We start from the raw sequence: 23,209 nt of genomic DNA on the forward strand, positions 1-23,209 counted from the left end.
AAAGTGTCAATGACAAGAGCAATACCAATGTTATTCAATTCTACAATCAGTAATAAAATATTTAATGCAATGCTGTTGCTGTCATTTGGCTTTTCTGCAACAAGTTATGCCAGCGTGATCATGACAGGCAACCGGATTGTTTATCCATCTGATAATCAATCAGTCAATGTCGAGTTCAGTAACAAAGATATTATCCCATACGCCGTACAAACCTGGCTGGATGATGGAGATGTAAACTCGACTGCGTTGACGGCGAAGGCACCTTTTATCGCATCGCCATCATTGTTTAAAATCGCCTCTAACAGCGGCCAGGTATTACGGATTTCCTTTACGGGTAGTAAAAAATTACCACAGGATCGCGAGTCTGTTTTTTATTTTAACTTTCTGCAAATCCCACCCTTCAATGCAGGTGGCGAGGAGACCCGGAATAAAAATAAAATGCTGGTGATGCTTAAAAACCGGGTAAAAGTATTCTACCGACCTGCAGCTATAGCCAGTCGTATTGGAAATCTTCCTGATCAAATAAAACTGATTTCTACAGCGCAGTCTGGCGGAACTTCTTTACAGTTAAAAAACGATTCACCCTTTTTTGTTTCTATTGCCAGTATAAAGATAAAACAGGGAGCTAAACTTTATACCCAGTCTGCGGACATGCTTCCACCCTTTTCTCAACAAAGTGTGACGTTCAAAAAACTCCAATTACAGAAAAATGACACGGCGGTCATTGATTATATTAACGATCAGGGAGCAAGAGTGAGTCATGAGTATGAAATCAATCCATAATAAGAAAATATCGTCCTCACTTTCATTATTAACTGTTGGTATTTTGGCCTGCCACCAACCCAACGTTAAGGCTGAAGATTTTTATTTCGATCCCAGTCTGCTGGAAGGTTCCGGTGTTGCTGTGAATCTCGAAAAATTAAATCAAAAAGTGATCAGGATTGAATCCGGAAAATATTATGTTGATCTTTACGTTAACAATAAGCTGGTGAAGGAAAATGCTGAGATTACATTTAGCAGTGATGAAAAAGGTGAAGCGGCTCAACCCTGCCTGAAAGCTGATGATATTAAACTTATTCAGCTAAAAGTGGATGTTGTCTCCCTGCTACCGGTCGCAGATCAATGCGTCAGTTTCTCTGCACTTTCTAAAGGGGCATCCTGGGAGTTTGATCAACCGACTCAACAATTAAAATTACTGATCCCTCAGGCCTCGTTGTATCGCCAGCCGCGTGGTTATATTCCTGTTTCACGGTGGGACAGCGGGAGCCTGGGCTTATTCGTAAAGCATAATACCAACTATTATGAAACGAAGAATACCGGAGGATCTACCACTAAGAACCTTTGGAGTGGCCTTAATAGTGGCACTAATATCGGTTTATGGCAGCTGAGAAATCAGTCAAATTTCAGTTACAACGAAACGGACGGACGTACACGTCAAAAGTGGACCAGCGTACGTACAAACGCACAACGGCCATTGCCGTCGATCAATTCTTTAATCACGATCGGTGACAGCTATACCAACAGCAGTCTTTTCGGCAGCCTGTCTTTCAACGGTGTCAAACTCGCCAGTGATACGCGGATGATGCCTCAGGGCAAACGCGGTTATGCGCCAGAAGTTCGCGGTGTCGCCAGTACGACAGCCCGCGTGGTGGTCAGCCAGCTGGGGAAAACAATTTATGAAACCGTCGTTTCACCGGGGCCTTTCGTCATTGACGATTTGAACAATACCCGAGGACAGGGCGATTTACAGGTCCAGGTCATTGAAGCCAACGGGCAAACGTCATCCTTCACTGTGCCGTATTCGGCCGTACCGGATTCTATACGTCCCGGGATGTGGAATTATGAAGTCGCACTCGGCAGGGTGCGTAATTATTACAACGTCGATAACGAGTTCGTGGAAGGCGTAATTCAGCGCGGGATCAGTAACCGTTTTACCGGCAACGCCGGTCTACGTCTGGCAAAAGACTATGAGGCTTATTTGCTCGGCGGTGTCATGGCGACGCCATTAGGGGCTATCGGCCTTAACACGACTTATTCACATGCCGTGGCTGAAAATAATAAAACCCAGTCAGGCTGGCGGGCTGAAGCCAGTTACAGCAAGACTTTTACTACCGGCACCAACCTGACGCTGGCCGCATACCGCTACTCGACTAAAGGTTTCCGCGATTTGCAGGATGTGCTGGGCGTAAGGCGCGCGGCTGAAGATACCACCACGTATTATTCGGATACGATAAATCAGAAGAATCAGTTCAGTGCCACTATTGCGCAAAATTTCGATAACTATGGCTCATTGTCACTCAATGCCAGTACCTCTGATTATTACAGCAATAACTCCCGCATTACCCAATTGCAGTTGGGGTATAGCAACAGTTACAAAAGGATCAGTTATAACGTCAACGTGGGCAGACAAAGAACCAGTTACACCACCCGAACTAATTATTACAGTGGTGTTGAGGATACGACAAATCGTCAGAAATTTACTGAGAATACTATTTCTGTGGGATTCTCGATGCCACTGGACTGGACGAACTCACGTTCTAATGTTGCATTTAATGTATCAAAAAATAAAACGTCAGAATCGGCGACAACCAGCGTGTCCGGCAGTGTGGGTGAAAAAAGTAATTTGTCCTATTCGTTATACAGCGGTGTAGAGAACTATCAGAACAGCGGAAATGAAATGACCTGGGGCGGTTCACTGCAACAGAATACTTCGAAAGGGGCATTTCGTGGTTCTTATTCGCAAGGTACAGGTTATAAACAATTTGGTCTGGGAACGTCTGGCACCTTACTTATTCATCCGGGCGGCGTGACCTATGGGCCTTATGTCAGCGATACCTTTGCACTAATTAAAGCTAAAGGTGCCAAAGGGGCAGAAATAAAGAACGGGCAGGGTGCGAAAATCGATAGCTTTGGTTACGCCATCATGCCGTCGTTATCTCCGTATCGTTATAACACCGTGAGTTTGGATCCAAAGGGGCTAAACTCAAAAGTGGATATTCAGGGTGGAAGTCAGCAAGTTGTTCCTTATGCCGGTGCTATCGTTCAGGTGAATTTCGAAACCCTATCCGGCCAGCAGGTGTTGATTAACACAACCCTAAAGGATGGACAAATTATCCCGATGGGGGCTGACGTTACCGATAAAAATGGGAAAAATTTAGGCATGGTTGGTCAGGCAGGGCAAATTTATGCACGGATTAACGATCTCTCCGGTGTGTTGTTTGTTTCATGGGGTAAAGGCGATGCAGAACAGTGCCAGATTAATTATCAGTTACCTGCAACTGCGGATAATGAATTTGTTCAATTGACGTTGCCTTGTAAAATTTAAATTTTGGATTATAAAGAATGTTTAAATTAAAACATATTATCACTTGTCTGGTGCTGGCGTTGCCAATTGCATCTCATGCAACCTGTAGAAAAGTTACAAGCACATCATCATTATCTAGTGAGATTATTGCTGCAGGTTATACAGCTAAGAGCTGGACGGGTGTATCGAGAACAACCGGAGGAGACATTGGGTTACCATCTGTTATTTCGGTAAGTTCAGGTGATAGTTTTATGCCAGCAGGTACATTATTGGCAAGTTCGACAGCCAGTTTCATTACTGCATCGTCATCAACAGCATTTACATCAAATCAAATATTATATCGTTGCGCACTTGCAGATGCGGATACTTTATATGAAGTTTATGCGAATCAATCAAATGGAGAGATGTCAGGGAGATATGAGACCAGTGATGTTGAAAGCGCATACCATACCAATTTTAATGGTGTTGCAATCCGGTTAACTAATTTGAAATCGGGAAATTATTACTCACCTTACTGGCAGTCAAGAGCATTGACGTCAGATGAATATGTGACTGATGATACTTATATATATATTCCTGCCAGTGCATTTAGTGACGTATATATTGAGTTGTTTAAAACGGCCTCTACCGTATATACGGGAGGGAACTCAACTAATTACTATCTTTATGCGAATAATTACGCAAGCGGATATAGTACTCTCCGTGGAAATGGAATGAACACTGCTTTAGTCGATGGAGCAAATGAACAGACGGTTTATAATGGATGGTATAGTGATTGGCCTGGGCAGATAAATATGTATAATCGAGTTACATTTGTCCGTGGTGCAATGTGCCTCGTCAAAGATTATCCATCCGTTGTTCTATTACCCACAATAAGTACTTCATCACTCAATAATGATGAAACGAGCCAAAGTACTTTTGATATCAGCTTAAGCTGTGAAGATGCAGCTATATCTAGTGTAGGTAAATCAACGAGTTCATCTGCGAATGTTGCGATGGGTTTCTTAGTTAATCAGTCAACAGCGGTGACAGCTGCGACAGCTCTGGGCCTGACCTCAACCAGTGGTCTAACGCATTTACTTGACACCAATTACGGCAGTTCAGGTGTCGCGTCAGGCGTGGGAATTCGAATTTATGATGAAAGTGGGAATGCTTTGAACCTTCTTTCCAGTAAAACTGCGACAACAGGCAATACCGGCGGTTGGTACGCCTATAAAGATCTGACCACCAGTCAGGGCGATTCAACGGACGGTATCACAACCTACACCGGAAATTTTACGGCGTCTCTGGAGGCAATCAGTGGCGAAACAGTTACGGCGGGGAGCGTCAATGCGCAGTTACAAGTGGTGGTCAGTTTTCAATAAAGTTACCGTTGCGGCGGGGATTATGCTCTGTTGCACGGCGTTTCACGCCAGCGCGGTGGTTAATGCGGAAAAGACCCGCGTGGTGTTCAACTCTGGAAGTATCGCGGAATCACTGTCATTAGTGAATTCCGAGAAAGAACCGGTAGTGGTGCAGGTCTGGACAGATAACGGAGACCCGACGGTGAGCCCGGATAAGGTCCATACGCCGATTGTGATCAATCCGCCGGTATTTAAAATGAAACCGGGGGAAATGCGCAATATCCGGCTGTTGATGGTTTCAGCCGGAAGTCTGCCACAGGATCGCGAAAGTGTTTACTGGTTGAATATCTTTCAAATTCCGCCAAATACCGAAACACAGCATAAAGATGAAAAATGCGTCGTGCTGCCGTTAAAAATCCGCATGAAGGTGTTTTTCAGGCCGGAAAAAGTAGGGGAGCTTAAGGAAAGTGATGCACAGAAATTGCAGTTCAGCATCGACCGTGAGGCGGGCAGTAAAACACTCTTGATACAAAATCCGACGCCGTGGCACCTGACGCTTTCTTCACTTCGTTCGGGAGAGACGGAGTTACCCGGTGTGATGGTGGCGCCTTTCACTTCAGAGCGGGTGGAAATTCCGGCAGGGAGAAACCTGTCAGATAAAGTGGAATACGACGTTATCAATGATAATGGTACGCGATGGCAAGCCAGCCAGAAATTAAAATAATCATCCGCAGGTTTTTTATTTTAATGATAAAAATGACTTTAGCATTTGATTGGAAATGATTAACTGACCGGTTGCGCCGATCTTCTCTTGTGACTAATTTTTGATGGCAGGGACAATGGAATAATGTCCACCTTCGGAATCAGTTACAGGAGAGGCATTTTGAAATCAATAATGAAAACCGGGACCGCGATTTTTATTGTCGTAATGACGATGACCGGTTGTTCCACGCATCAGTATGACCCTGCTTTAGATAAACAAATTACTGACTTCCAGAGCAAAGCCGACCGTCAATTTGTGGCCTGGACTGCGCAGGCAATGACTGACAATACGCAACCCGCCTCGCCGGTTGTCGCCTGCCATGCGGCGCTCGTGGTCGCAGGGCAACCGCTTTTGCTGATTTCCCCCCTTTCGGAACCCGACAGTGCGTTCTTTAATTCCGCTGAAACGGATTTAGCACTGATTGAATCCCGCACCAAAATCTTAAATAACAATCCTGCTATTGAACAGCAGATGTTTGGCCTGAGAAATATCTTCTATCAGATTAAATATAAAAGGCAGCATTGTTCGCAACAGGATTCTCCGGCGTATATCACTCTTCAGCGTAAACAGGTTGCCGTGATTATGCAGTCGATGCTGACCTATGAGCTGGTATTAAAAAATGGTACAGAAGCAGTCAATAAATAATAAAGGTGAATACGATGAGTGATATTTTTGATGTTAAAGACAGGGCTATTGCGGCGGCAAAAGCTTCACTGGGGACAAACTGGAATACGGTGGTAAACAGTGCCGTCCCGCAGATTGAAGCCTTACTACAGCTGACCTGGGAGATTGAAAAAGGTAAAGGCAGTTTCCGGTCGGGAGAATATGAATCTTTGCTGGCGACACAGAAATCCACCTTTGTGGCGGTGCTGGCGACCTATGAAGCGATCACCGAGGAGATTGCCTGGCAGGCACTGAATGCGGCCTTTGCCGTGATTTTAAACGGTGTACGCAAACTTCTGTGAAAACGGTCTTCCGGCGGGGCGGGTCTAAAATTATCTTTATCGATAACCATTTTCATTTAGACTGACGGACTTGCCCGCCTTCGGGTCGTTTCTATGAGGATGCCTGATGCTCCGCCGTTTCTTCTCTTATTACGTTCCTTATAAAAAGCTGTTCTTCCTGGATTTCGGATGCGCCATTCTGGCCGGGTTACTGGAACTGGGTTTCCCGATGGCGATCAAAACCTTTATTGATAAGTTGCTGCCCGCACACGACTGGGTGCTGATCATTGGCGCGACCGTCGGTTTGCTGCTGATTTATGTGATCAACACCTTACTGATGGCGATTGTGAACTACTGGGGACACGCGCTGGGCGTCGGGATTGAAACTGACATGCGTGCTCAGGCGTTCAGCCATTTACAGAAACTGTCTTTCCGTTATTACGACAACACCAAAACCGGTCACATCATTACCCACGTCACCAAAGATCTGGAAGAAGTGGGGGAGATTGCGCATCACGGCCCGGAAGATGTGTTCATTGCAGTGATGACCTTTATCGGTGCGTTTATCCTGATGGCGACGGTACATGTCCAGCTGGCGCTGATGACCATCATTATTGTTCCGGCAATGACCTGGATGGTCAGCCGTTATGGTGCGCAGATGACCGACACCTGGCGACGCCTGTTCGGGATGGTTGGTAATTTCAACGCACGTATAGAAGAAAGCATCGGTGGTATTCGCGTGGTGAAAGCCTTTGCCAACGAAGATCATGAGCAAAAGCTGTTTGCGTCGGATAACAATAACTACCGCATCACTAAGCTGAAAGCCTACAAAATCATGACCGCAAGTCTGACGCTGAGTTATCTCAGTACCCGTCTGGTGCAGATTATCGTGATGATCGCCGGAACCTGGTATGTGATTAATGACCAGCTGACCTACGGCGGATTTGTCGGTTTCCTGTTGCTGGTGGAAGTGTTTTTCCGACCAGTGGCGAAAATCAGCTCGGTACTGGAAAGCTATCCGAAAGGGATTGCCGGTTTTAAACGCTTCACGCAGCTTATCGATACCTCGCCGGATATCACTGACCGGCCGGGCGCACAGGTGGTCAGTCACTTACGCGGTGACATTCATTACGACAATGTCGTCTTCGGCTACACGCCGGTGAGCAAAATTCTCAACGGCATCACGCTTTCTATTAATGCCGGAGAAACGCTGGCGTTCGTCGGGCCTTCCGGTGCGGGAAAAACCACCTTGTGTTCGCTGCTGCCTCGTTTTTATGAGCTGGACAGCGGCAGCATTTCCATCGATGGCATTGATATCCGTGACATGACCCAGACGTCGCTGCGTCATAACATCGGCATCGTGCAGCAGGATGTTTTCCTGTTTGGCGGGACAATCCGCGAGAACATTGCTTATGGTAAGCTCGATGCCAGCGAAGCGGAAATTCGCCTGGCCGCCAGTCGCGCACGCCTTGATGACGTGATTGACGCGTTGCCGCTGGGTATGGATACCGTGATTGGTGAGCGGGGCGTGAAGCTTTCTGGCGGTCAGAAACAGCGTTTGTCGATCGCGCGAATTTTCCTCAAAAACCCGCCGATCCTGATCCTCGATGAAGCGACGTCCGCACTGGATACGGCGACCGAACAGGCCATCCAGCAGTCACTGGCGGAACTGTCTGAAGGCCGCACCACGCTGGTGATTGCTCATCGTCTGGCAACTATTCAGAATGCCGACCGCATTATCGTGGTCGATAAAGAAGGTATTGTTGAGCAGGGCACGCATGAGTCTCTGCTTGCTCAACAGGGTCGTTACGCACAACTTCACGCCGCGCAGTTCCGCTAATCTTGAGCGTCCTCCCTGGTAACGGGGAGGGCCATCTTACGGATTTCTCGCCACTCAACAGCAAAATGTTCCCCGAAAATTTCCTGATCCGCCTGAGATATGCTCTTTCTTTTAATATGCCCGTTGTAAACAAAAGCCCGTTTTGAATAAAAATAACCCAATATGGGCAATGGGAAATAGTCAACTTCGTTCAATTTAATCACTCAGGTAATTATTGCCTCTCTGAATTTGGCTTTATTTTGTTCAGTATCCTTATTAAAAATCCTAATCGGCAAAAAATTGCGTAGTACAAAAATCTTATGGCTGCTTTTTCTATTAATTAGATAATGAAGTTCACATCAAAATGATTACCATGCTATGCACTATTTAAATGCAACGCCTTTTCAGATAGCACTAATTCCTTAACGATTGTTAACAGAAAAAAACCTTTTGATAAAGGTGATCCCGCTTGCAACTACTTTACAAATTTACAAACTATTTGCACATTAATGGTGCAATGCACTGTGATGGTGCAAATTGTTATGCGAAAACCGCATATAATCAGGGGCTTAGCGCCTTATGGTAGAAACATAATGTTACAACTCTTTACTCAAAAAAGACTTATCGAGGCGAACTTTTCCATTTTAACTTTTCGTGCTCAGTGTTAAGGTTCAAATCGTTTTACAGACAGACGTATTTTAAAACATGTACAAATACTCACAGCCCGATATTTCAGTCCTATAAAAGAACGGGCATGAGAAATCCTTTATAAAAAAATCAAGGAAACTTAAATAATGATGAAGCGCAGTGTGTTGGCCTTAGCGGTCTCTTTAATTGCAGTGGGTTCTACCGCGAATGCAGCTGAGATTTATAATAAAGACGGTAACAAACTGGACCTCTACGGTCGCGTAACCGCTAAGCATTATTTCTCCGATGACAAAAGTTCTGACGGCGACATGACTTATGCGCGTCTGGGCTTTAAAGGCGAAACTCAAATTAACGACACACTGACCGGTTATGGCCAGTGGGAATATAACATTCAGGCTAACCACGCAGAATCTCAGGGCGACCTGGGTAACAAAACCCGTCTGGGCTTTGCTGGCCTGAAAGTGAAAGATTTCGGTTCTTTCGACTACGGCCGTAACTACGGTGTTGTTTACGACGCACTGGGCTTCACCGATATGCTGCCAGAGTTTGGTGGTGATACCGCTAACTCCGATAACTACATGGTAGGTCGTTCAGGCGGCCTGGCCACTTACCGTAACCAGGACTTCTTCGGTCTGGTCACTGGCCTGAACATTGCCCTGCAATACCAGGGTAAAAACGAAGGCGACGGTCGTGCATCTACTAAAGCGAACGGCGACGGTTACGGCGCATCCATCGATTATGAAGATATCGCAGGTTCCGGCATCGGTGCTGTTATCGCAGGTTCTTCATCTGACCGTACTAACGCACAAAGTGACTCCGCTATCGGCGGCGGTGATAAAGCGTCTGCATGGGCAACGGCTCTGAAATACGATGCTAACCAGATTTATCTGTCTGCAATGTATAACGAAACCCGTAACCTGGCACCAATCCCAGGCGGCTACGCGAACAAAACTCAGGGTTATGAGTTAGTGGCACAGTACCAGTTCGAAAACGGTCTGCGTCCGTCAATCGGTTACGTGCAGTCTAAAGCGAAAGATGTTGAAAACGGTATCGGCGATGTAGACCTGGTTAAATACTTCGAAATCGGTGCGACTTACTACTTCAACAAAAACATGTACACCTATGTTGACTACATGATCAACCAGATCGATGACAACAACAAACTGGGCGTAAGCTCTGATGACATCGTTGCTGTAGCACTGACTTACCGCTTCTAAGTTAGTGAACTAAATTATTACCCCATTCTGTGTCTGAAAAAGGTAATCGCAAAGGCAGAGTTTCATTGGCTCTGCCTTTTTTTGTGCCTGTCATTTCTCCCTCCCTGACCGCGTTCCTCATTTTCAAATAACCATAATAAATTCATGTAGCTAAGCCTATAGCCGCAGGTTATACCCCAAAGCCAAACAAGTATTCGTCAGCCGCTTTCTCCCGTGGAATATTGACCGGGTCTTATTAAAACCCATTAAAAAAAGAATCCCGGAGAAACTGACATGCAGCAAATTCCAAAGCCGTATCTTTTATTCCTTGGTGATGTGATGGATCCGCTGGCCGCGAAAACCGCGCGTGGCATTCACGTCTGGCGTCCTGAAGCCTGCGTCGGGCAAATTCGTCTGGCGACGGATTCTGTGTCACTGGGATTGCCCGAACTCGACATCGAAACGGCCAAAGCGCAGGGCGCGAAAACCATGGTGCTGGGCACCGCGAACTCTGGCGGTAAATTACCGACACACTGGCTGGATTCGATCAAAGCGGCGATCCGCGCTGGGCTTAACGTCGCCAACGGCCTGCATCAGGGGCTGAACGACATTCCTGAGCTGGTTGAACTGGCTAAAGAGCATCATGTAGCGCTGTTTGACGTGCGTCACATGCAACCGGAGCTTGATACCGGCACCGGCAAAAAACGCAGCGGTAAACGTATTCTCACCGTCGGTACCGATTGTTCGGTCGGCAAAATGTACACCTCGCTGGCGCTGGAAGCGGCCATGCGTGAACTGGATTTAAAAGCCGATTTCCGCGCAACCGGCCAGACCGGTGTGCTGGTGGCGGGAGCGGGCATTGCGATTGATGCAGTGATTGCCGATTTTATTTCCGGCGCGGTCGAAGCGCTGTCTCCGGCCAATGACGACGATCACTGGGACATCATCGAAGGTCAGGGCTCGCTGTATCACCCGTCTTTTGCCGGAGTCAGCATGGGGCTTATCCACGGCGCGCAGGCGCATTTATTGGTGATGTGTCATGAGCTAGGTCGCCCGCATATGCGCCATCTGCCACACCAGTTTATGCCAACGCTGCGTCAGTGCCTTGATACCAATCTGGCGGCTGCCAGCCTCACCAGCCCGGATGTCAAAATCGCCGGTTTCTCGCTGAATACGTCGGCGGTCAGCGAAGAAGAAGCGAAAATCGCGCTGGCTGAAATCAGCGAAGAATTCGGCGTGCCTGCCACTGACCCGGTGCGTTTTGGCATCAAAAATATCGCGCAATGGATTAAGGACAACGGCTGATGACTCAGATGACTTTCCAGTCCGTCGAACTGCCGCTGGCAAAGCCGTTTGCGATTTCCCGTGGTACACGCACCGCTGTCACGGTGGTGCGCGTTTCCCTGACCGACGGCGAATTTACCGCCGTCGGAGAATGCACGCCGACCGCCCGTTATCAGGAATCGCCACAAAGCGTGTGCGAACAACTTGAGCTTATCCGCTCGCAGGTGGAACAGGGGCTGAGCCGCGACGCATTACAGCAGGCGTTGCCAATGGGATCGGCGCGTAATGCCCTCGATTGTGCAATGTGGCGTCTTGATGCGGCAAAACAGGGCAAGGACCTGTGGCAACTGCTTGATATGCCGAAGCCTGTTTCCGTGATTACCGCGGAAACGCTGAGCCTGGATTCACTGGGAAATATGGCGAAAGCGGCAGAAGTGGCCGTTGCCGGTGGCGCGCAGTTGCTGAAAATCAAACTCGACCGCGAGCAGATAATAGAGAAAGTGGCGGCAATCCGCGCCGCTGCGCCACACGCCACGCTGGTGGTAGACGCGAATGAGGCCTGGTCGGGTTTAGATCTCGGCAGTGTGTTTGAGGCGCTGCATGAATTGAACGTGGCGATGATCGAACAGCCACTTCCTGCCGGTAATGACCACGATCTGGTGCGTTGTTTGCATCCCATTCCTGTCTGCGCCGATGAAAGCTGTCATGAGCGTGCCGATATTGAAGGCCTGCGCGACCGTTACGAGATGATCAACATCAAGCTCGACAAGTGCGGTGGCCTGACAGAAGCGCTGGCGATGACCGGCGTGGCGCGGCAGTTCGGTTTGCGGATTATGGTCGGTTGCATGCTCGGTTCTTCCATCGCCATGGAAGCCGCGCTGCCGGTGGCGGTGCAGGCAGAACGTGTCGATCTCGACGGGCCAATCTGGCTGTCGCAGGATGCCGAACCGGCATTGCGTTATGAAAACGGTGAAGTCTGGCTTTAACAGTTCAGCCTATAAAGGAGGCGTTTATTGATGACAGTGCCCATTTTGCAGATTAACGATTTGTCGGTGACGTTTTCCGGCCGGCAAGGCAAAACGCAGGCGCTGAAAGGCGTTTCCTTCTCGGTGAATAAAGGTGAAGTGGTGGCGGTGGTCGGCGAAAGCGGATCTGGTAAGTCCGTCACCTCACTGAGCGTCATGGGGCTGCTGCCGGATTCGGCGCACATTGACGCGGGCAGTATCGAATTTTTTGGCCGTAACGGCACGCGTCATGCGCTGACGTCGATGTCCGCAGAATCACGCCGGAAGCTGCGCGGCCAGGAAATGTCGATGATCTTTCAGGAGCCGATGACCTCGCTCAATCCGGTGCTGCGCGTTGGCGATCAGCTGACCGAAGGGCTGCTGGATCATGGCATCGCCAGTAAAGCCACGGCGCTGAATAAAGCCCGTGAATTGCTGAAACAGGTTCGTATTCCTGACGTCGAACGCATCCTCAGATGTTATCCGCATGAACTCTCCGGCGGCATGCGTCAGCGGGTGATGATTGCGCAGGCGCTGGCCTGTGATCCGGCATTGCTGATTGCCGACGAACCAACAACCGCGCTGGATGTCACGGTGCAGGCGCGCATTCTGCAAATTCTGCGCGACCTGCAACAGGGCACCGAGATGTCGGTTCTGTTCATTACGCATGACATGGGCGTGGTGGCGGAAATCGCCGATCGTGTGGTGGTGATGTATCAGGGCAAAGTCGTGGAGCAGGGCAGCGTGACCGAGATTTTCGCCAACGCCCAGCATCCGTATACCCGCGCATTGCTGGCCGCCGTACCGAAACTGGGTGATATGCAGGGGCTGAAATGGCCGCGTCGCTTCCCGCTGTTAGCCGCCAAAACCGGTCAAAATATTTCGCCCGAAAAGCAATCGGTTGCAGGTGATCTGCCTCACATTCCGCCAGCGGAAGACGACCAGAAAACCGCTGATTATGCTGCGCCACCGCTGCTCGACGTGCGCGGGTTGCGCGTCTGCTATCCGATCCGTTCCGGCGTATTGTCACGCGTGACCAAAGAAGTCCACGCCGTTGAGCAAATTGATTTCTCCATCTGGCCGGGCGAAACGCTGGCGCTGGTAGGCGAGAGTGGCTGCGGCAAATCCACCACCGGCCGCGCAATCTTACGGCTGGTCGGCAGTGAATCCGAAAGCATTCATCTCGAAGGCAAAGAAATTACCCTGATGCGCGACACGCCGTTTCAGGCGGTGCGCCGTCAGATCCAGATGGTGTTTCAGGATCCCTACGCTTCACTCAATCCGCGCCTGACCGTCGGCTTTTCCATTGCCGAACCCTTGTTACTGCACGGCCTGAAAAAGTCGCTGGCCGACGCCACGCCGGTAGTGAATCAGTTGCTGAAAAGCGTCGGTCTTGAACCTTCCCATGCGCGGCGTTATCCGCACGAATTCTCAGGCGGCCAGCGCCAGCGTATCGCCATTGCCCGCGCGATGGCGTTGCAGCCGCAGGTGATTATTGCTGACGAAGCGGTGTCGGCGCTGGATGTGTCGATTCAGGCGCAGGTAGTCAACCTGATGATGGATTTACAGCGCGATACCGGCGTGGCGTGGTTGTTTATTTCGCACGACATGGCCGTCGTGGAGCGTATCGCCAACCGCGTCGCGGTGATGTACAGCGGACAGATTGTGGAGATTGGTCCCCGCGATGCGGTGTTTAGTAATCCTCAACATTCCTATACCCGACGCCTGCTCAGTTCGGTGCCGGTGGCGGATCCGACGCAGCGTGCGTTGCGTCAGTTCGATGATGTGGAAGTGAAATCGCCGGTGCATCCGGCGGGTGTACAGATAGAAAAACTCAAATATTCCCGCGTCAGTGAACATCACTGGGTCGCACAGGGATAACTCAACTTTCTTTTTTGGGACACACAGGAGAACACCATGCATTCGACTTTACTGCGTAAGAGCCTGCTTGCCGCCGGACTGGCGCTTTGCTTTGCGGCGTCCGCTCAGGCCAAAGATTTGCGTATTTCCATGTATGCGGACGTGACCGGTTTCGACCCGCACGACACCACCGATACGCTGAGTTATTCCATTCAGAGCGGCATCTTTGAACGCCTGTTCCAGTTCGACAGCAAGATGGCCGTCGTGCCGGTGCTGGCGACCGATTACACCAGTAACAGCGATGCCACCGAATTTACCATCAATCTGCGCCACGACGTGACCTTCCAGGACGGTACGCCCTTCAACGCCGACGCGGTCAAAGCTAACCTAGATCGTCTGGCTAATCCGGCCAGTCACCTGAAACGTAACTCGCTGTTCAGCATGATTAAATCCGTCGAAGCCGTCAGCCCGTACCAGGTGAAAATCACCCTCAACAAACCGTTCGGCGCGATGATCAACACCCTCGCGCATCCTTCTGCGGTCATGCACAGCCCGGCATCCCTGAAACAATATCCGAATGAGCAGGATCTGAGTGTGCATCCGGTCGGCACCGGCCCGTTCAAGTTTGTGGAATGGCAGCAGGGTAAAGACGTCAAGCTGGTGAAATACGACAACTACTGGCAGAAAGGCTGGCCGAAAGTGGATTCCGTCACGCTGTATCCGACGCCGGAAGATTCCACACAGGTGGCAAAACTGAAATCCGGCGGCGTGGACGCGGTCTATCCGTTGCCGTCCGATCTGGTGGATACGGTGAAAAGCGATCCGAAGCTGGATATCGCGCAGGATCCGGGCATCTATCTGTATTACATCGCCTTTAATACGCAGAAAAAAGAGTTCTCGGATGTGCGCGTCCGTCAGGCGATTAACTACGCCATCGACCGCAATCTGTGGCTGAAAGTCGGTTTCGCCGGTCTGGGATCGCCATCCACTTCGCCGCTGCCGAAAAATGTCCAGTTCTATCAGAAACAAACCACGCCGGATTACAGCTATAACATTGCCAAAGCCAAAGCGCTGATGAAAGAAGCCGGATATGAAAAGGGCTTTGACGTTGAAATGTGGAGCTCGAACAAGACCGACCGTATCCGCAGCGCGCAGTTCCTGAAGCAACAGCTTTCCCTGATTGGTGTGCGCGTGAAACTGGTGCCGATGGATTCCGGTACGCTGACGCAGCGTCTGTGGAGCACACCGAAACCGGCAGAGGCGAAAGTAGAAATGTATTACGGCGCCTGGTCTGCCTCGACCGGCGATGCAGACTGGGCGTTGCGTCCGCTGTTTGCCACCGAATCCTGGATCCCGTCGGCGTATAACGTCTCTTATTACAGCAACAAACAGGTGGATGCGGCGATCACCGCCGGTCTGCAAACCGCTGACGTCGAAAAACGCAAAGCGGCGTATGCCGATGCCCAGAAATTGTTGTGGGCGGATGCACCGGTGGCCTATCTCGGCGTACCGGACAATCTGGTCGGCAAAAGCAAAGACCTTTCCGGCGTCTACATGCTGGCCGACGGCTCGCTGATTTTTAATCAGGCACAGTTTAAATAAGCGTTTTGCAATATCGCCTCCCCGTGTGCGGGGAGGCTGCTTACCGAATTCAGGGAAACACTTTTATGCTGACCTATTTTATCCGCCGGATACTGGAAATGATCCCCGTTTTACTGGTGGTGTCGTTGCTGGTTTTCGGCTTTATCAAGCTGCTGCCGGGTGACCCTGCGCGTATTTACGCCGGACAGGATGCGCCGATTGAGGCGGTTGAGTCAGCACGGCAACTGCTTGGCCTTAACGATCCGCTGCCCGCGCAGTACTGGCACTGGCTGAACGGTATGGTTCACGGCGATCTGGGCACGACGTATCGCACGCGTCAGCCGGTGTTAAGTGTGATTGAAAGCGGTTTTATGCCAACGCTGTTGCTGGCGCTGGCGGGCTTCGCGTGGTCGGTGGTGCTCGGGCTGGTGATTGGCGTGGTGTCAGCGCTCAAACGCGGAAAATGGCAGGACTGGACACTGATGAGCATGGCGGTCGGTGGAATTTCCATGCCGCCGTTCTGGCTCGGTTTGTTGCTGATCCAGTTTGTCGCCATGCCGTTCGGGATCTTCGCCGTCAGCGGCTTTAATTCGCCCGCTGACATTATCTTACCGGCGATCACCCTCGGTTCCTCGGTGGCGGCAGTGATGGCGCGCTTCACCCGCTCGGCGTTTCTCGACGTGGCGCAGGAAGATTACGTGCGCACCGCCAACGCCAAAGGATTACGTGCGCGGCTGGTGACGTGGAAACACATCATGCGCAATGCGCTGATCCCGATTATCACCATGCTCGGCTTGCAGTTTGGTTTTTTGCTCGGTGGCTCAATTATCGTCGAAAGCGTGTTTAGCTGGCCGGGGCTCGGCTGGTTACTGATTGAATCCATCAAAACGCAGGATCAGCCGGTCATTCAGGCGCTGGTGATGCTGTTCGTGTTTGAATTTATTCTGATAAATTTGCTGGTTGACCTGCTTTATGCGGTGGTCAATCCGGCAATCCGTCTGCGTTAGGAGCTGCTCATGACCGATCCTGTCTCTGTGCTGGAAGAAACCACACCGGCTGCGGTAGCCTCGCAAAACGATGATATCCGTTCGCCGTGGTATGACTTTTTCCACACGTTTCTTCGCCATCCAATGGCGCTGGTGTCCGGCGGATTTATCCTGCTGCTGGTGCTTGTGGCGATATTCGCGCCGTGGCTGGCACCTTTCGACCCGATGACGCCGGACTGGATGGCGCTGGGTGTAGGCCCGACGCCGGAGCACTGGTTTGGCACCGACGATTTGGGACGAGATGTTCTCAGCCGCATCATCTATGGCGCGCGCATATCCCTTTATGTTGGCATTTTCTCCGTGACGCTCGGCATGATCGCCGGTGTATTGCTCGGACTGCTGGCCGGATATTATGGCCGCTGGCTCGATATGCTGATCATGCGCGGTTCCGACGTCTTATTTGCCTTTCCGGGCATGTTGCTGGCCATTGCCGTCGTGGCTATTCTCGGACCGGGGCTGAATAACGTGATCATCGCGGTCGCGGTATTCAGCGTGCCGGTATTTGCCCGCATCGTGCGTGCCGCCACGTTATCGATTAAACAAAGTGCTTATGTCGAAGCGGTTCGCTGCGTCGGCGCACCAGACAGGGTGGTGATTTTGCGCCATATTCTGCCGGGTACGCTGTCGAATGTGATCGTCTATTTCACCATGCGTATCGGCACCAGTATTCTGACGGCCGCCAGCCTGAGTTTTATCGGTCTGGGGCCGGAACCGGACGTGCCGGAGTGGGGCAATATTCTGGCGATGAGCCGCAATATGATGATGGCGGGAAAATGGAACGTCAGCGTGTTCCCGGGGCTGGCGATATTCCTCACGGTTCTGGCATTTAATCTGCTGGGCGACGCGCTGCGGGATACGCTGGATCCTAAACTGAAAAAGTAATAGCCACTGAACAGCTGAAACGGAAAACTGATGCATCCGCAACAACATGAAGATGAATTTCAGCAGCAGGCGCTGTCTGCTTTGCTGCAACGCTGGCGCACCTCGCGCCAGATTTTTCGCCCGCGCTTCCCTTGTGGTGCCACCAATTCACTGACTGATGTGACCGGCGTGACTGTCGGACACAGCACGCTGGCCGCCGGAGATGTGCAGACCGGCGTCACCGCCATCGTGCCGCCCGGCGATAATCTGTATGAAAAACCACTGCCGTGCGGCGTGGCGGTGCTAAACGGTTTCGGCAAACCGATGGGGCTGATTCAGGTGATGGAACTGGGCGAACTGCAAACGCCGGTGCTGCTCAGCAATACCTTCGCCACTGGCACATTATTCAACGCGATGGTGAAACGCAGCTGCCAGCAATTCCCGCAAATTGGCCGCCCGGATTCCACCATCAATCCGGTTATCCTTGAGTGCAACGATTTCTATTTAAACGATATTCAGGCGATGGCAGTCAGTGAAGACGATGCGCTGACCGCACTCGACGGCGCGACAAAAATCTTCGCCCGTGGCAGCGTGGGTGCCGGACGGGGCATGAGTTGCTTCGGATTAAAAGGTGGCATCGGCACGGCCTCACGCTGGTGCGAAACGCTTAACGCGACATTAGGCGTACTGGTGTTGGCGAACTTTGGCAAACTCTCTGAACTGACCCTCGACGGCGTGCGCGCCGGAGATGCCATCGCCCAAATCCAGACGCAACTGGCCCCGCAGGCTGATGCGGGTTCGATCATTATTGTGATGGCCTGCGACCGTTATCTCGACAGCCGCCAGCTCGGACGCATCGCCAAACGCGCCGGTGCCGGGTTAGGCCGTCTCGGCAGTTACTGGGGGCATGGCTCAGGGGATATCGCGCTGGCGTTTTCCACGCAACGTGACGGTGTCACATTACCGGATGCCGAACTGGAACCTTTACTGGCGCTGGCGGCAGATGCCACAGAACACGCTATTATTGATGCCTTGATGAGTGCAGAAACCGTCTGCGGATTCGACGGACATTACCGGCTGGGGTTGAGTGAAGTATTAGATAATCTGGCGAACTAGCCTGGCTCCTTCCCCTCTCACGAGGGGAAGGCTGGGATGGGGTGTGGGTTTCGCCTCCGTCTGGTAACCAAACCAAGAAGGGAACAACTGATGAAAGTGTTTATCTCTGCGGATATTGAAGGTATTGCAGGCGTAATGCGCCCGGAACAATGCAGTCCGGGTAATGCGGATTACGACGCTGCCCGTGCGCTGATGGAAGGTGAAGTCAACGCCGCCATCGACGGCGCTTTTGCCGGTGGCGCGATGGAAGTCACCGTTGCCGACAGCCACGCAATGATGCAAAACCTGCGTGCCGATAAAATCGACCCGCGTGCCCGTCTGGTACAGGGTAAACCGCGCGGATTGTCAATGGTCGAAGGATTGCAGCAACAGCAATACGACGGCCTGATGTTTGTCGGCTATCACACTGCCGCGGGCGAAAACGGCGTACTGGCGCACACCATTAATGGCCGCGCCTTTTACCGCGTTAAACTCAACGGCAACGTGGTCGGCGAAAGCGACTTATACGCCGCTGCCGGTGCGGAACTTAACATTCCATTGTGGCTGGTGACCGGCGACGATCACCTCGAAACCTGGATCCGCCGTTATTACCCTGAATCGCAATATGTCTGCGTCAAACGGGCGATTTCCGCCAATGCGGCCGAGTCTGACAGCCCGTCTATCGCCTGTGCCAAAATCCGCAAACAGGCGACGATTGCGGTCAGCAAACCTGCACCGCTCACCGCCGCAAGATTCAGCGCGCCTTATCATCTTGAGCTGATGACCGCTAAACCGGTACTGGCAGATTTGTTTTGTCTGATCCCGGGCGTTGAGCGTCTTGATGCGGTCACTGTCGGGTATCACAGCCCGACTGTCGCCAACATTATCAGCCTGTTAAGTGCCTTCTCGTACTTAGCGACCACGCAGAAATAGGGCAGGAATGCGTTTACGCCACATCGAAGTGTTTCAGGCGGTCTTACAGGCGGGCAGCGTCAGCGGCGCGGCGCGTTTGCTCAACGTGTCGCAGCCCAACGTCAGCCGCGTACTGAATCACGCTGAGCAGCAACTGGGTTTTACCTTGTTCGACCGAACGCCGCAGGGATTAATCGTGACGCCGGAAGGGCGGCGGTTAATGCCGGAAGTCGAGGCGCTTTTCAGCCATATTCAGGCCATCGGCGAACTGGCGGAACAGCTGCGACAAGGCGAAGGCCAGCATGTACGCATCGGTTCTGCGCACGCGCTGGGGCACAGCGTGATGGCACCGGTTCTGGTGGATTTCCGCCGTCAGACGCCCGGCGGCAGCGTCGAACTGGTGACCGGACATTTCAACACGCTGAGTCAGGACCTGCTGCAATACAAAATGGATTTCGCGCTGGCGTTCGGCGAGCAGGCCACACAGGAACTGGTCGCCGAGTCGATTTATCAGGGCAATATGGTGGCGCTGCTGCCAAAAGATTCGGACGTCGAAGGGCCGGTATCGCTCGCCTGGCTGTGTGACAACGATCTGCTGATGTTGCAGCAGCAGGATCCGCTGGGTCAGGTGCTCAACCGCGTCCTGCGTGAAAACGGTCTGATGCCGCATTCTGCGCTGTTCATCAAAACCTACTCGGTGATCGCTGACATGGTGCTGGCTGGCGGCGGTGTCGGCGTGGTCGATACGTTTACCGCCCGGCGGTATGTCGATCAGCTGAAGATTGTGCCGGTGGTGGAACCGCTGCCGTTTGAGGTGATTTTGCTGAGCCGCCGGGATCAACCGGCGTCGCAGGCAGCGCTCAGGCTCAGACAACTGATTAAGCGGAAAGTGGGGGAGTTGAAAGGAGTGCCTTTCGATCCCGTTTAGTTTTTAATTTCAAATTCAAATTCAAATTCAAGGTCGTGGGCGTCGGCCCACACCGACAAGACCTTAGGTTGCCACCCAAACTGGCCTTAAGGTCAACACCTTGGGTTGCCACCCAAACTGGCCCTAAGAGGCGCCTATCGCCGCGCCTCTTAGGAATCTCCGGCTCTTTCACTGCGCGCTACCGCTCGCTGGCTATGTTTCAGGTATAGCAGTGACAGGCTGGAAATCTTGCCGCTGCGCGGTTCCTTCATTTCGGGATTGCAGCCTTGGGTCTGCAACCTCTCATTCAGCAAGCTTTCTGAAACGCCCGCATGATCTTAAATTCAAAACCGATGATTTTAGTCTTTTAGATAAGTTTATTGGCGTGCTCAAAATTCAGCTGAACGGAGCGGCTTCAAGACCTATGGCTTGAAGACCGAGAGAAGGCAGTGCGAAGCACCTGAATTTGCGCCACTCACCAATGCGCCGGAACATGTCCGTCATACCCGCGACAGCGCGCAGTTAAAAAAGCGCGGAGTCCAGAGGCCCGCGCGTTACCGGGTCTCTGGTCGGTGTGGGCCGACGCCCACGACCTTGACCTTAATGCCAGTTTGCACAGCATGTGCAAAAAAATAATTAATTTTTGCCCCAAGCACCTCAACCCTCTCAATCCCCCTCCTGACATCTTCAAATGTAATATCGCCTGGCATGTTCGCCATATCCGGCGTGCTCAGGCTCCGGTCGATAATCACCGCCAGATCCTGCTCCGTCAGATCTGTCGCGATATGCGCTAACTGAGTCGGAACGGCACTGGCGCGGGCGAGGGCGATAGCGGTCAGCAACTCCTCGTCGCTGCGGTTTTCCAGTGCCAGCAGGCACAGATTGCCGTAGCCGACCAGCAGGCCATGGGCGATGTGACGGGTTTTCGGGCAGGCGGTGAAACCTTCATATAATGCGTGGGAAGCGCCAGTGTGTGCGCCGTTGCTCATGATGGAAGTCAGTCCGGCGTAGAGGAAAATGGCGTCGAGCACCTGTTCGAGAGCGTTGTTGGCTTTGCCGTCCTGCACCGCAAAACAGGCGTCAGCGGCGAAGTGTTCAATAAGCGTATAGCAGAGTTCACTGTTGGTTCGGGCGACACCCGCCAGGCCGGTAAGCTGACTGAGGTCGCTGATGGCGCGATATTCATACCATTTTGCCAGCGTATCGCCGATCCCCGCCGAGAGCCATTCAAGAGGGGCTGTTGCCAGCAAATCAGCGTCGATGACCGCGGCGGCGGGGCCGCAGGGTAATGGCATCATGTCGCGGAACTCGCCGTCCTGATGATAACGGAACGCCAGCGACGTCACCGCTGAACAGGTGCCTGCAATGCTCGGTAAGGTTACTACCGGAATATTACAGGCCACGCCAGCCGCTTTGGCGGTGTCCAGTGCTTTGCCGCCGCCGGTGGCGATAATCACTTCCACGCCCTGCGTGCGGAACACGTCGGCCAGCCGGTTGATTTCCTCCTGACAACAGACGCCGCCGAAGATTTCACTGCCCAGATAACTGACCATCTGCTGCTCAAGCTGATCGGCGACTTTCGCCTCGACGCTGGCAATGGCGCGTTGGCCGCCCACTAACATTGCCCGCTGGCCTAAACGTCCGCACATCGCGCCCAGATGTTTAATGGCGCCGCGTCCGCGCAGGACGCTGGCAGGAAATACCAAACGATGGGTGAACATGCATGCCCTCATAAACCGGAGTGTTTTATGAAGTATAGAAGGCGCGCCGTGTAACGGAGGAATATCAGCGGCGGTGCTGTTGTACCGCCTCGTGAGTTTTGCGCAATGCCTCACGCGCGCCCGGCAGACGCTGCGCCACGCCGATATACAGGCAGTCGATAATCAGCAACTGGCTGGTGCGGCTGGCCATGGCAGCGGCACGAAAACCCATTTCGCGATTGCTGGTTCGCAGCACAACATCGGCTTTGCGGGCGACGGCGGCGCGGCCATTGGCGGTGATCGCCAGTGTCGTTGCGCCGGCGGCTTTAGCCTGCGACAGGGCTTCCACCACTCCGGCAGTTTTACCGGAGTGAGAAATTGCCAGCGCGACATCCCCGGCAGCAAGCTGACAGGCGCTCACCAGACTTTCATCGGTGCTGCCGTAAGTCTGGGCGACAACGCCGATACGCCGCAGTTTCTGGCAGAAATCCTGCGCGACCAGCGCCGACGCACCGGCGCCGTAAATATCAATCCGCCGGGCCTGCGAAAGAAACGCCACCGCCTGTTCGAGCGTCACCGCGCTCAGTAACTGCGTGGTTTCATTCGCGCCTTTAACTTCAAATTCCAGCAGCTTTTGCAGGATTTGCTTAGGCGAATCGTTCTCGCCGATATTCGCGGCCAGCGGCATATCGACAGGCATCGGGCTGGAAGATTCTGCCGCTAACGCCAGCCGCAGCGCCGGATAGCCGCTGAAACCGAGCCGTTTGCTGGTGCGTACCACCGTGGCGGTGCTGGTTTCCGCGGACTTTGCCAGCTCCGTCACACCCATATTGGCGACGCCCGGCGGGTCGAGCCGGATCATCGTGATGATGCGCGTTTCCGCCGGAGAAAAGCTGCCCTGTAATGCGTTCAGTCGCGCCTGCAAATGGGTGTCACTCATGG

Annotated in this window: 19 protein-coding genes; 17 read left to right on the forward strand and 2 right to left on the reverse strand. The window is 52.2% G+C overall.

Going from position 1 to position 23,209, the window contains the following annotated elements; translation table 11 throughout:
* Positions 1–27: 27 nt before the first annotated feature.
* From ACM615_RS01900 to ACM615_RS01980, 17 genes are all read left to right on the forward strand, one after another.
* Complete coding sequence (locus ACM615_RS01900; RefSeq protein ID WP_167459641.1) at positions 28–783, forward strand: fimbria/pilus periplasmic chaperone; 756 nt, start codon at positions 28–30, stop codon at positions 781–783.
* Complete coding sequence (locus ACM615_RS01905) at positions 767–3,325, forward strand: fimbrial outer membrane usher protein (protein ID WP_431011365.1); 2,559 nt, start codon at positions 767–769, stop codon at positions 3,323–3,325. Before ACM615_RS01900 ends, ACM615_RS01905 begins: the two co-directional genes overlap by 17 nt.
* A gap of 17 nt (positions 3,326–3,342) precedes the next feature.
* A complete protein-coding gene (stbD, locus tag ACM615_RS01910) occupies positions 3,343–4,668 on the forward strand; it encodes a fimbrial usher protein StbD (RefSeq protein WP_431011341.1) in 1,326 nt (441 codons plus the stop codon).
* A gap of 22 nt (positions 4,669–4,690) precedes the next feature.
* Positions 4,691–5,371 carry a fimbria/pilus periplasmic chaperone gene (locus ACM615_RS01915; RefSeq protein WP_431011366.1) on the forward strand — a complete coding sequence of 227 codons (681 nt, stop codon included), beginning with the start codon at positions 4,691–4,693 and terminating at the stop codon, positions 5,369–5,371.
* Between the two features lie 159 nt (positions 5,372–5,530).
* Positions 5,531–6,055 (forward strand): hypothetical protein, encoded by a 525-nt coding sequence (locus tag ACM615_RS01920; RefSeq protein ID WP_240783373.1) that lies wholly within the window; start codon positions 5,531–5,533, stop codon positions 6,053–6,055.
* Between the two features lie 14 nt (positions 6,056–6,069).
* Positions 6,070–6,375, forward strand: coding sequence for a hypothetical protein (locus tag ACM615_RS01925; protein WP_129639914.1), 306 nt, complete (start codon positions 6,070–6,072; stop codon positions 6,373–6,375).
* A 106-nt stretch (positions 6,376–6,481) separates the two neighbouring features.
* Positions 6,482–8,194, forward strand: coding sequence for an ABC transporter ATP-binding protein (locus tag ACM615_RS01930; RefSeq protein ID WP_120162994.1), 1,713 nt, complete (start codon positions 6,482–6,484; stop codon positions 8,192–8,194).
* A 773-nt stretch (positions 8,195–8,967) separates the two neighbouring features.
* Entirely contained in the window at positions 8,968–10,038 is a 1,071-nt protein-coding gene (locus tag ACM615_RS01935; RefSeq protein WP_120162993.1) for a porin, read from the forward strand.
* Positions 10,039–10,311: 273 nt separating this feature from the next.
* Positions 10,312–11,322: an N-acetyltransferase DgcN gene (dgcN, locus tag ACM615_RS01940; protein ID WP_129639915.1), complete on the forward strand. Its 1,011-nt coding sequence runs from the start codon at positions 10,312–10,314 to the stop codon at positions 11,320–11,322.
* Positions 11,322–12,287, forward strand: a complete 966-nt coding sequence (gene dgcA / locus ACM615_RS01945; RefSeq protein ID WP_129639916.1) for an N-acetyl-D-Glu racemase DgcA — start codon at positions 11,322–11,324, stop codon at positions 12,285–12,287. The genes dgcN and dgcA overlap by 1 nt, the downstream gene beginning before the upstream one ends.
* Before the next feature lie 30 nt (positions 12,288–12,317).
* On the forward strand, positions 12,318–14,186 hold the full coding sequence (locus tag ACM615_RS01950; protein WP_129639917.1) for an ABC transporter ATP-binding protein: 1,869 nt from the start codon (positions 12,318–12,320) through the stop codon (positions 14,184–14,186).
* A 36-nt stretch (positions 14,187–14,222) separates the two neighbouring features.
* Positions 14,223–15,767 carry a glutathione ABC transporter substrate-binding protein gene (locus tag ACM615_RS01955; RefSeq protein ID WP_129639918.1) on the forward strand — a complete coding sequence of 515 codons (1,545 nt, stop codon included), beginning with the start codon at positions 14,223–14,225 and terminating at the stop codon, positions 15,765–15,767.
* 65 nt (positions 15,768–15,832) lie between these two features.
* The gene (locus tag ACM615_RS01960) at positions 15,833–16,753 is read left to right on the forward strand and encodes an ABC transporter permease subunit (RefSeq protein WP_112292023.1); all 921 of its coding nucleotides are present in this window, start codon (positions 15,833–15,835) and stop codon (positions 16,751–16,753) included.
* Between the two features lie 9 nt (positions 16,754–16,762).
* A complete protein-coding gene (locus ACM615_RS01965; protein ID WP_112292021.1) occupies positions 16,763–17,674 on the forward strand; it encodes an ABC transporter permease subunit in 912 nt (303 codons plus the stop codon).
* A gap of 30 nt (positions 17,675–17,704) precedes the next feature.
* Positions 17,705–18,769, forward strand: a complete 1,065-nt coding sequence (locus ACM615_RS01970) for a P1 family peptidase (RefSeq protein ID WP_129639919.1) — start codon at positions 17,705–17,707, stop codon at positions 18,767–18,769.
* A gap of 90 nt (positions 18,770–18,859) precedes the next feature.
* The gene (locus ACM615_RS01975) at positions 18,860–19,681 is read left to right on the forward strand and encodes a M55 family metallopeptidase (RefSeq protein ID WP_431011342.1); all 822 of its coding nucleotides are present in this window, start codon (positions 18,860–18,862) and stop codon (positions 19,679–19,681) included.
* 7 nt (positions 19,682–19,688) lie between these two features.
* Complete coding sequence (locus ACM615_RS01980) at positions 19,689–20,588, forward strand: LysR family transcriptional regulator (protein WP_431011343.1); 900 nt, start codon at positions 19,689–19,691, stop codon at positions 20,586–20,588.
* Positions 20,589–21,121: 533 nt separating this feature from the next.
* On the opposite strand, the gene ACM615_RS01985 is transcribed toward ACM615_RS01980, so the two are convergent.
* Positions 21,122–22,288, reverse strand: a complete 1,167-nt coding sequence (locus ACM615_RS01985; protein WP_431011344.1) for an iron-containing alcohol dehydrogenase family protein — start codon at positions 22,286–22,288, stop codon at positions 21,122–21,124.
* A 64-nt stretch (positions 22,289–22,352) separates the two neighbouring features.
* On the reverse strand, positions 22,353–23,207 hold the full coding sequence (locus tag ACM615_RS01990) for a MurR/RpiR family transcriptional regulator (protein WP_132966100.1): 855 nt from the start codon (positions 23,205–23,207) through the stop codon (positions 22,353–22,355).
* Positions 23,208–23,209 lie beyond the last annotated feature (2 nt).

This window comes from Rahnella sp. PAMC25617 (assembly GCF_050606005.1).
GTDB lineage: Bacteria > Pseudomonadota > Gammaproteobacteria > Enterobacterales > Enterobacteriaceae > Rahnella > Rahnella variigena.